Annotated in this window: 10 protein-coding genes, 1 tRNA gene and 1 pseudogene; 9 read left to right on the top strand and 3 right to left on the bottom strand. The window is 33.6% G+C overall.

The window, feature by feature from the left end; genetic code table 11:
• Nucleotides 1-408: 408 nt before the first annotated feature.
• Nucleotides 409-663 (bottom strand): hypothetical protein, encoded by a 255-nt coding sequence (locus MCY_RS03360; protein WP_007346963.1) that lies wholly within the window; start codon nt 661-663, stop codon nt 409-411.
• Between the two features lie 437 nt (nt 664-1,100).
• On the opposite strand from MCY_RS03360, the gene MCY_RS10185 reads away from it, so the two are divergent.
• The 8 genes and pseudogenes from MCY_RS10185 (at nt 1,101) to MCY_RS09940 (ending at nt 4,470) form a co-directional block, all read left to right on the top strand.
• A complete protein-coding gene (locus MCY_RS10185; protein ID WP_026087999.1) occupies nt 1,101-1,598 on the top strand; it encodes an ABC transporter transmembrane domain-containing protein in 498 nt (165 codons plus the stop codon).
• A complete protein-coding gene (locus tag MCY_RS10180; RefSeq protein ID WP_280101294.1) occupies nt 1,528-1,905 on the top strand; it encodes an ABC transporter transmembrane domain-containing protein in 378 nt (125 codons plus the stop codon). The genes MCY_RS10185 and MCY_RS10180 overlap by 71 nt, the downstream gene beginning before the upstream one ends.
• 18 nt (nt 1,906-1,923) lie before the next feature.
• Nucleotides 1,924-2,346 (top strand): ATP-binding cassette domain-containing protein, encoded by a 423-nt coding sequence (locus MCY_RS10175; RefSeq protein WP_280101293.1) that lies wholly within the window; start codon nt 1,924-1,926, stop codon nt 2,344-2,346.
• Complete coding sequence (locus tag MCY_RS03345) at nt 2,241-2,642, top strand: ATP-binding cassette domain-containing protein (protein WP_007346960.1); 402 nt, start codon at nt 2,241-2,243, stop codon at nt 2,640-2,642. Before MCY_RS10175 ends, MCY_RS03345 begins: the two co-directional genes overlap by 106 nt.
• Before the next feature lie 106 nt (nt 2,643-2,748).
• A pseudogene (locus tag MCY_RS10225) lies at nt 2,749-2,877 on the top strand (hypothetical protein); the annotation flags it as partial.
• Between the two features lie 123 nt (nt 2,878-3,000).
• Nucleotides 3,001-3,222 carry a hypothetical protein gene (locus tag MCY_RS09950; RefSeq protein WP_019224322.1) on the top strand — a complete coding sequence of 74 codons (222 nt, stop codon included), beginning with the start codon at nt 3,001-3,003 and terminating at the stop codon, nt 3,220-3,222.
• Nucleotides 3,223-3,249: 27 nt separating this feature from the next.
• A complete protein-coding gene (locus MCY_RS09945; protein WP_007346958.1) occupies nt 3,250-3,768 on the top strand; it encodes a beta-barrel domain-containing protein in 519 nt (172 codons plus the stop codon).
• A 459-nt stretch (nt 3,769-4,227) separates the two neighbouring features.
• Nucleotides 4,228-4,470, top strand: a complete 243-nt coding sequence (locus MCY_RS09940; RefSeq protein ID WP_244832537.1) for a hypothetical protein — start codon at nt 4,228-4,230, stop codon at nt 4,468-4,470.
• Nucleotides 4,471-4,635: 165 nt separating this feature from the next.
• Here the strand turns inward: MCY_RS09940 and MCY_RS03330 are convergent.
• Nucleotides 4,636-4,710: transfer RNA gene (locus MCY_RS03330), tRNA-Gln, on the bottom strand.
• Nucleotides 4,711-5,824: 1,114 nt separating this feature from the next.
• Between MCY_RS03330 and MCY_RS03325 the strand changes: the two genes are divergently transcribed.
• Complete coding sequence (locus tag MCY_RS03325; RefSeq protein ID WP_007346956.1) at nt 5,825-6,427, top strand: superoxide dismutase; 603 nt, start codon at nt 5,825-5,827, stop codon at nt 6,425-6,427.
• 73 nt (nt 6,428-6,500) lie between these two features.
• On the opposite strand, the gene MCY_RS03320 is transcribed toward MCY_RS03325, so the two are convergent.
• A complete protein-coding gene (locus MCY_RS03320) occupies nt 6,501-8,600 on the bottom strand; it encodes a S9 family peptidase (protein WP_007346955.1) in 2,100 nt (699 codons plus the stop codon).
• Nucleotides 8,601-9,237 lie beyond the last annotated feature (637 nt).

The following is a 9,237-nucleotide window of genomic DNA, read 5'->3' as shown; positions in this document are numbered from 1 at the left end:
TAATATTTTACAATTAATTAAATAATATAAAACATATTATTATGATACATAAAAATTAGTTAAACAATATATACTAACTTATATAAAACTTAAATAAAGAAAAGAAAATAAAGAACACGCTGAAAAATAAAATTATTCTTATTAATGATTTTTTTTTAATATTTTTTTCATCACAGCCCTTAGAGATATAATACAATTCAAACAAAGATATAAATATGCTTAAATAACAAACTGCAAAAAATAATTGAAAATATATTTAAAATATACATGACACATAAAATTTCTAAATTAACATATAATTATAAAAAATTTATTAATAAAATATATTCTATAAACATTTATAGATATATTTATTAAAATATGTATATAAATTAATATAGCTTTAAATATACATTAAAATATTATAACTTAATAGCATGCATTATACTGAGAACCTATCCCTACAAGTCCTCCAACACCGTAGCCAAGACCAGAACCAATTGCGCCACCAGTTCCCGCACCTGCCCATATACCCGCGCCTGCTCCGAGTGCTCCCGCGGCACCTCCTATAATTACCCTACAAGTCTGTCCTATATGAAATCCTACTAATCCCGATGAATGTGCTGTCGAGAGATAATCTCCAACAGTACAGCCAAGTTGTGATCCACTGCTTGAAAAATTCATTGATGAAATATTTGATCACGTATTAGAAACATAAGACCAACCATTAGAAAAACTAGAACCAAATGAACCAAACATATAAATCCTCCTTATTTATTAAAAAATGTATCATATCGATATAATTAAAATAGTTAGCATACAGTTTAGGCAACTATCAAATATAATTTTTAAAAATAACAATAAAAACACTTTATAAATAATAAATACATTATGTTTATATTGAAATCATACACAATGTATATTTCAATTAAGAAATAATACTATTTACAATACTGTTAAAATATGCGACAAAAAGCCATCTTTCTCTTAAACAAAATCATAAATTTAAATTAATCCGCAAAAAACTAGTATATTTCTCTTGGTTTACACGTATAATAAAGAAATATATTTATTATGTTGTTGAACTCAGTTGTGTTGCCATTGTTTTGCGTTTACTGGGGTTGGTAAATCCTTTTATTTTTCAAGCGATTATTGATCGTATTTTACCCTTTCAGCACATCGAAAGTCTCTATGCTATCGTTGTCTTGATGGTTGCTATCATGCTGTTTGGTACAGCTCTTAGCACTCTATCGGGTTACCTAAGCGCTTATTTAGCCAATCGGCTTACATTAGAATTTGTACGGCGCATTTTCAACCATCTCTTGAGTCTCTCTTTGCCTGTGTTACGTCATTGGCAAATAGGAGAATTGTTTACAAGGATTGGAGAGGTTGATATAACTCGCGGTTTTTTAACAGGAACTATTGCCACAACTATACTAAATGTTCTCTTTGCCATTATTTATCTTGCTGCACTTTTTTCCATTAGTCTGAAACTTACCTTTGTTGTCTTTATCATTTTATCCTTACAAATGGGCTCTTTAGCATTGGTTGGTCCCTTTTCGCCGCCAATTACGCCATACTTTCACCCTGCAAGCCGTCCATCAATCACGCTTTATTGAAAGTTTTACCAATCTTGAAGCCATCAAAGCACACGTAAAAGAACCAGCGCATACGATACGTATGCAAGAAACTTTAGCCCACAGTCTAGATCAAAGCCTCACAACCAGTAAATTTCATCTCTTAAATGGGGCTTTAAGCCATATTTTTAGTGACCTTTTCACTATTTTTATTATCTTTTTTGGCGCTCAAGCAGTATTGCAAAACCAGATTACACTAGGACAACTTATTGCCTTTCATCTTCTTGCTGGCAATGTTTCTGGTCCTATCTTAAGTCTTGCCTCTTTATGGAAAGAATGGCAACATTAAAAAATCTCTCATCTTCGTTTGGGTGATATTCTTAACACACCTTCAGAAAAGGAAAAGCCACTCCTTCAACTCACCACCAAGCCCTATCTTAAAGCTAAAGACATCTGTTTTTCTTATGGAGATAAGGCCATTATCAATCATCTTGATATCTGTTTACAACCTGGTAAGCCTATTATATTACTCGGTCCTTTAGGCTGTGGAAAATTAACCTTTGCCAAGCTTCTCTGTGCTCTCTATCTCCCATCAAATGGGAAAATATTGCTTAACAATCAATCTTTACAAAATTTTGATATCCGTAGTGTGCGCAAAACAATCGCATATTTTCCCCAAAATCCTTGCCTTTTTTCGGAACCATTCTTGAAAATATACTTCTTGCCAAACCAGATGCTACTAAAGATGAAATCGACGCTGCACTGTATGCGAGTGCTTGTCATGATTTGATCTCTCAATTACCTCAAGGGCTTTATACCCAAGTAGGTGAACAAGGAGGCTTTTTATCAGGTGGTCAACGACAACGCCTAGCATTGGCTTGTTTTTTTCTCATCGAACCACAACTTCTTATCTTGGATGAACCTACTTCCGCATTGGATGATACGATTAGTGCACAAATTATTGAATATTTATATAAACTTTCACAAGATCGTATTGTTCTCGTTATTACTCACAAACACAATCTTTTTCCCAAGCATGCAACCGTATTAAATTTCTCTGATCTGGAGGCAAAAAATGGCAGATAAGGCTCCTTATTTTCGCCCTTTATCGCCAATGCTTCATATGGTGGTGGCTATTTTTATCGCTTTATTTCTCTTTATCGTTATTGATAGCTTTATCTCAAAAACATAGATTGTTGCGCGGAGACAAAGGGCTGTTATTCCCACCTCCTATATTCAACTCGTCCAAGCACAAAATACAGGACGCATTGAAAAAATTCTTGTAAAAGAAGGACAGTTCGTTCATCAAGGTGATCTCCTTATACAATTAGATCCCCGTGAAACCTTAAATGAGCGTGCGCGTGTCCAAGCAGATATCGCACTGCAAAACCTTCAAGCGCAAATTTCCGCTGCTATTTTAGCTGCCCTGAGCGAACGAGATCCTTTGGATAAAAATTTTGTAACCAAAAGACTGGCTTATCTGAAAATCTCTTCCTCCAGCAACAAAGCAGCGAAAATAGATGAGGAAAAACTCATCCATTCACCTCTTCAATCGCTACAAGATAAAGTAAAAACACTGAAAGCTCAGGCGGACCGTGTTGCACGTAGCGGTGCTGTTCTATATGCGCAATTGGACAAATTACAAGATGATCAACAATTAAGCTAAGAAAAACTCAAAGCTGCCAAAAGCCTGATGGAAACAAAAGTCATCAGCAACTCTCTTTATTTAGAACGTCTCCATGACTTTAAAAATGTAGAACATGAAATTTTAGCCAATAAAAGACGCTTGGAAGAAAATAATGCTGAAATAGAAGCACTCCACCAACAAAGACAAAGTCTTATTTCCGATGAAATCGCCCACTATCGGCAGCTTTCTCGTGAAGCAGAACTCTCTCTGCAAGGCTTAAAAGCTAAACTTGACAGCAGCCAATATCGTCTTAATCACTTATCACTTTATGCACCTATTGATAGACGCATTGACGATTTAAGTATCCACACTTTGGGTAGCTTTGTAGAAGCAGGTAAAACACTCATGCGTATTGTCCCAGGCACAGGCAGACTCATTGTTGAAGCATTTTTTGATAATCGAGATATTGGTTTTTTAGAAAAAGGCCAACGTGCTTACGTAAAATTTTCTGTCCTTCCACCTGAACGTTACGGTGTTGTCTATGGTACAGTTATAAATATAGGAGCAACAGCTTGCCATGAGTAAGAAATTAATGGTTCCTATGCCGTTTTAATCAAAATCGACCAAGATCACATCACTTTTAATCACCAAAAGCTTAAATTTATTCCTGGTATGACCATACTTCAAAACGGCACCTCATTTCTTATTTCTTTGAGCCTATCACCAAAATTTTAGAACAATCTTTAAAGGAAAGATAACGTCTATGAATGAAAATCCAGCAGCATCTCTCATAAATCCAATTACAGCTTTAGGAGCTATAGTCGTTTGAATACTTCAATCTGCCTTACACCGCAGCTGACGAATCTGGTATATTGAAAAAAACTTAGGACCAGCTTTACAAACTGGGCAGTACAAGCTCGATAAAAATGAGCGTTGAGGGTTTTATGCCTTCACCACATGGGCTCTTTTAGCTAAAAAAATCATCAATTCATGCTTGAAAAGGAGAAACTTTTATCCAATGTTGATTGGCAAGGTGGAAAATACATGTGGCTCATTAATTATGTAGCTTCCTATGGCCATGCTGTTCATATTGTACGCGATATGCAGCGAAATATATTTCCTGATCAGCGTGTTATTGTTAGGCCGTCCAACGCAACGAAGACGGTGGAATATGAAAAATTACCCTCTGGTGTTGCTACAGAGCACAGTCCTCATCCGATTAGCTGTTGTAAAGCAAATGTATATAAATCATTTAAACCCCACTGTTATGAAGAGAAAAAACTTTAAAAATGACTATTTCGACTATAGTTATAGTAAAAGAAAGCTTTATATTTTGGAATCACTCTGCCCCACATGAGTGCTTTCCGATTTACCGAATCTGATCTGCATGATTACAGATAGCTAAGAGTTTTATTCTACTCTCAAATTTCTGATTGAATATTCACTAAAAGCTGGCTGGGGTACCTGGATTCGAACCAGGGAGTGCCGGTACCAAAAACCGGTGCCTTACCGCTTGGCTATACCCCAAAAAAAGCATTTTATAATTACTTTTGCACCTTATAGCGATTCCCGCGATTAGACGCAATATCTGAAAATTAAAGACCTTACTTTTTTATCATAAAATTTCTAAGTCTTATATGGTATTGCATCTCTACAAGTTCGTAGAAGGAATTATTATAACGCATCTAACATAGGAGAAATCATTTATCCATAAATTATTTTTCTCTTTTATTGATTTTCTAAGAGCATAAAATGAAAATCTTGTAGTTTACTCACGTGTTTAATAAATTAGCATATGCTTTACTTTTCTTGATATATGCACATCTCATCTTTCTCCATTAAAAAAGAAGAGAAAATTTTGTATTTTAATGATTTTTTATCTTCTTAACTGCATTTTTCTTTTTGAATTCCTCAATATAAAATAATTCGTCTATTCTTTATGAATAGACTACTTTGATTAAGATTTTTTCATTTCAAATCCTTTATATATTGAACCAATCAAAGTCATTCCCTCGTATGGCATAAATGGAAGTATAGATAAAAAAACTATCAAAAACTAAGGAATAAAACGCCTCTTATAAATCATCTTTAAACAAAAGCTGTTGCAATATTGGAAACCAGTAAAGCGTATGATAGTGCCCGTATACTTATTTATAAACATAAAAATGATAATGTCCAAAAGCTTTTACATTATATTATTCATGGATAGTACTATGAAGTGAGATCAAGCTTATTGAGAAATGTCCCTTAAAAAATAACGCTTAATATTCTGTTGCAAACACTATGACACATCATACTAATAGGTTAGAAAAGTTTTACAAAAATTAAAAACAGTTTGTATCGTATTTGAAAAAATATTTTCAGCTACAAAAACAAGGAATCATAGCTATCTCCATTTACTTTTCATTCAAAATGATAATGATATTTTTTTTCTGCTTATAGCTGTAAAAATTATCCAGAAACGATATTTATATAGATTAATACCCTGTTTTGATTGATTAGCATAGATTCCCTAAAAGCTCCTTTTAAAATAAAGAGAAACATTAAAATTAATTAATACAAATAAGCATTCAATATTTGCTTTTAAGTGCTGCAAGTGGCAAATTAGAATTCTAATAATTAGAATCGAGGAGATTTTTAAATGGCTTTTGAATTGGCTGCATTGCCTTATGATTACGATGCTCTTTCACCTTATATGTCACGCGAAACACTTGAATATCATCATGATAAGCATCACCTCGCTTATCTTACTAATACCAACAACTTTGTACAAGATTTAGGCTTGGAAAATGAAAGCCTTGAAGAGATTATAAAAAAAAGTTTTGGAAAAAATATTGGTTTGTTTAATAATGCAGCCCAATATTACAATCATAACCATTTTTGGCATTGGATGAAAAAAGATGGTGGTGGTCAAAAACTACCTCAAAAATTAGCAAAAGCTATTGAAACTGATCTAGGTGGTTATGATAAATTCCGTACTGATTTTATTGCTGCTGCTGGTGCCCAATTTGGCTCTGGATGGGCATGGATTGTTGTTAAAGATGGCAAACTTGAAATTATGAAAACGTCTAATGGTGAAAATCCTTTGGTTCATGATGCTCAAGCTATCCTAGGTGTTGATGTGTGGGAGCATTCCTATTACATTGATTACCGCAACGCTCGTCCGAAATATCTCGAAGCTTTCGTAGATCATTTGATTAATTGGGATTATGTTTTAAAACTTTATGAAGATTGTGGATTGTAAGCTGTCTAAATATTTTTTAGGGTGTGAAAGTCCCTATAATCCAATGAACTATAGGGACTTTAAAACAAGGATATTATAGGTTAACAACCATTTTTTTTGTTATCTTTAGAATATATGCGTAGATATAAGCAACTTCTTCTAGCTTTGAAAAACGTCCAGCGGCGCCACTATGTCCTGAATCCATATTAATGCGTAATAAAATCGCATTATCATCTGTTTTAAATTCACGCAATTTAGCTACCCATTTTGCAGGCTCCCAGTAAGTTACACGAGGATCGGTTAATCCTGCTATCACAAGCATAGGGGGGTATTTTTGTGCTTTGACGTTATCATAAGGAGAATAAGAAGCTATAAGATTATAATCTTCTTGTGATTCAAGAGGATTTCCCCATTCAGTCCATTCAGGGGGCGTTAGAGGTAAGGAAGCATCTAACATCGTTGTTAAAACATCAACGAAAGGCACATTAGCTACGATTCCAGAAAAATCTTGTGGAGCTATATTGGCAATAACCCCCATCAACATTCCTCCTGCCGAACCACCATGTGCTATCAACCGATCGTGAGCTGTGAATTTATTGTTTACAAGATAGCGCCCACAAGCAATAAAATCGGTAAATGTGTTATATTTAAAAAGATGTTTTCCTTTTTCATACCATTCAACGCCCTTTTCCTTTCCCCCACGAATATGAGCAATGGCATAAATAAAACCTCTATTTACCAAAGAAAGTACATTGCTATTGAAACTGGCAGGAATAGAAATACCATAAGCACCGTAACCATAAAGTAGGCAAGGTGCACTACCATTGAGAGGAGTGGTTTTATGATAAAAAAGTGAAATGGGAATTTGCTCACCATCATCTGCTGTGGCCATAATACGGCGCGTTATATATGCATCTTTATTATGGCCAGAGGGGATTATTTGTGTTTTTAACAGTATTCGTTTGCGTCTTTTCACCTCATAATCAAATACTTGATCAGGTGTTGTCATAGATGAATAAGAAAAGCGTATGGACTGACTGTTATATTCTGCTGCACCTTGCAGACCTAAAGAATAAGCCTCTTCATCAAAAGCAATAGAATGGATTTGTTTCGTACTACGCTCCATAATTTTTATACGAGGAAGTCCCTCAAAGCGTTCAAGCCAGATAAGAAAATCTTGATACGCATCATGGGTTAGTATCAAACTTCCAAGCTGATGTGGCACAAGCTCTGACCAATTTTCTGATTGCGGAGCCGCATATGGTGCAACCATAATTTTAAAGTCCTTTGCATCATCTAAATTGGTCAAAATATAAAAGATATCACCACCTTCTGTAAGTGAATATTCAACACCTTTTTGCCGTTTGCGTACACATCGAGGAACACTAAGAGGCGATTCAGCGGGAATTAACCAAACCTCTGATGTTTCATGATCATGAATATTAATATAAATGACATCATGAAGCTTAGAGCAGCTTACATTTAAGAAAAAACCTGGATTATCTTCACGAAAAATAAGCTTATCTTGCAATTGATCAGTGTTTAAGCGATGATAATAAAGCTCTGAAGGTCGGTGATTTTCATCCACTTTTGTATAGAAAAAACCTGCAGATTGAGCATCCCACACAATCTGTCCAGATGTATCAGTAATGGTATCCATACAATCAGATAATGTTTCTAAATTACGAATTTTAGCTGTATAGAATTCTGATCCTTTATCGTCATAGGTCCATACAACATATCGATGATTAGGAGATTCTTGAACTGAACCAAAATTGAAATACTCTTTACCTTCAGCTAAAAGATCACCATTAAGATAAACATGTTTTTTTCCACCATTCCTTAGCGTACGAAAATAATGTGGTTGTTGCCCTCCGGCAACATAAGAAAATCCGTAAGCAAAAGGTCCATTCTTTATAGGAACGGAACTATCATTCTCTTGAATCCTATTTTTCATTTCAGTAAAAAGCAAATCTTGTAATAGCTTTGTATCAGCCATTTGAGCCGCTTGATAAGCATTTTCTCTTTCGAGATGATCTCGAATTTTTGATTCAAGACAATCAGGGTTTTTAAAAACATCTTGCCAGTTAGATGCACGTAGCCAGTGGTAGGAATCATCACGAAAAATACCATGGTATGTTTCCTTATGGGTGATTCTAGATGCTTTGGGAGGAGTCGTAAAAGTGCAAATCATACACAATCCTATATTAAAATATGTTAATAGCTTCGTTTATACGTTAGAATCATAATTATTGATGCAAGTATAAAAATCTGTGAATTTTACTCACTTGCAAAAATAATGCTAAGATAATTTTCGCATTAATGTTCTTTTATTCATTATAGATCATAGATATTGTTTTCTAGGAACATAATAGCACTTTAATATAATAAAAAGTGATGGATGAGATAATTAGAGTTATTAGAAGAATAATTGTTTTTTCAATATTATAAATATATTCTTTTATAGAAAGAAATAACTCTATATAAAAGTTCTTTAATTACATCATGAAACATAAAAAAATACTCTATGGTCATTTTAATGAAGAGTTGTATATCATAAGTATGATACATTGTAATATAACATATATGATAATGATTTTTATACTATAAAAAATAATAAACTTTACCATATATTTTTTAGATTTATGATATATTTTATATTATGCATGATATTTTATAGAATAAACCAATCTTTTAATATGTAAGAATTTCATTTTGTTTATTATATATTATGACAAAAAAGAGGTATTTATTTGATTTTTTTGTGTTTCGGTAATTTTATATAATAATTGAATTGACAAAAAATATTTTTGTACAATATGAAAATCACG

Origin of the sequence: Bartonella rattimassiliensis 15908 (assembly GCF_000278215.1) — a bacterium.
GTDB classification, from domain to species: domain Bacteria; phylum Pseudomonadota; class Alphaproteobacteria; order Rhizobiales; family Rhizobiaceae; genus Bartonella; species Bartonella rattimassiliensis.
This window is presented reverse-complemented; position numbering and strand designations above follow the sequence as displayed.

What these genes read in the sequence shown, in the direction of transcription:
- MCY_RS03325 (WP_007346956.1), top strand. Translation starts at nt 5,825, where the DNA reads ATGGCTTTTGAATTGGCTGCATTGCCTTATGATTACGATGCTCTTTCA.
- MCY_RS09945 (WP_007346958.1), top strand. Translation starts at nt 3,250, where the DNA reads ATGGAAACAAAAGTCATCAGCAACTCTCTTTATTTAGAACGTCTCCAT.
- MCY_RS03360 (WP_007346963.1), bottom strand. Translation starts at nt 663, where the DNA reads ATGAATTTTTCAAGCAGTGGATCACAACTTGGCTGTACTGTTGGAGAT.
- MCY_RS03320 (WP_007346955.1), bottom strand. Translation starts at nt 8,600, where the DNA reads ATGATTTGCACTTTTACGACTCCTCCCAAAGCATCTAGAATCACCCAT.
- MCY_RS09940 (WP_244832537.1), top strand. Translation starts at nt 4,228, where the DNA reads ATGTGGCTCATTAATTATGTAGCTTCCTATGGCCATGCTGTTCATATT.